We start from the raw sequence: 911 nt of genomic DNA, 5'->3' as shown, positions 1-911 counted from the left end.
CCTATCAGCGGCGACACCGGCCTGCGCGACGTGCAGCGCCTGGCGGAAGCCAACGACTTCCCGCCGGTGAACGACGCGAAGCGCGGCAGCTACAAAAAAATCAACCTGCAGAAAGAGTACATCGACCACCTGATGGGCTACATCAACGTGGCGAACCTCAAGCCGCTGAAGCTGGTCATCAACTCCGGTAACGGCGCGGCCGGCCCGGTGGTGGATGCGCTGGAAGCCCGCTTTAAGGCGCTGAACGTGCCGGTGACCTTCGTCAAGGTGCACAACACCCCGGACGGCAATTTCCCGAACGGTATTCCTAACCCGCTGCTGCCGGAGTGCCGCGACGACACCCGCAACGCGGTGATTGAGCACGGCGCGGATATGGGCATCGCCTTTGACGGTGACTTCGACCGCTGCTTCCTGTTCGACGAGAAAGGGCAGTTCATCGAGGGCTACTACATTGTCGGCCTGCTGGCGGAGGCGTTCCTTGAGAAAAACCCGGGCGCGAAAATCATTCATGACCCGCGCCTTTCCTGGAACACCGTCGACGTGGTGTCAGCGGCGGGCGGCACGCCGGTGATGTCCAAAACCGGCCACGCCTTCATCAAAGAGCGTATGCGCGAAGAAGACGCCATCTACGGCGGCGAGATGAGCGCCCACCACTACTTCCGTGATTTTGCCTACTGCGACAGCGGGATGATCCCGTGGCTGCTGGTCACCGAGCTGCTGTGCCTGAAGGGGCAGACGCTGGGCGAGCTGGTGCGCGACCGCATGGCGGCGTTCCCGGCGAGCGGGGAGATCAACAGCAAGCTGGCGCAGCCGGCCGAGGCCATTGCCCGCGTGGAGCAGCACTTTGCGATCCACGCGCTGGAAATTGACCGTACGGACGGCATCAGCATGGCGTTCCCGCAGTGGCGCTT

1 protein-coding gene is annotated in these 911 nt (G+C 63.1%); it reads left to right on the top strand.

Annotation, left to right across the window (positions count from 1 at the left end; genetic code table 11):
- Positions 1–911 (top strand): phosphomannomutase CpsG (locus SPH27_RS23030; RefSeq protein WP_322435924.1); only part of this gene is annotated, 911 nt, incomplete at both ends.

The sequence above is a fragment of the Enterobacter sp. A103 genome (genome assembly GCF_034427535.1).
Classification (GTDB): domain Bacteria; phylum Pseudomonadota; class Gammaproteobacteria; order Enterobacterales; family Enterobacteriaceae; genus Enterobacter; species Enterobacter asburiae_B.
The sequence above is the reverse complement of the archived record's forward strand: the minus strand, read 5'-3'. Positions and strand labels throughout refer to the sequence as shown.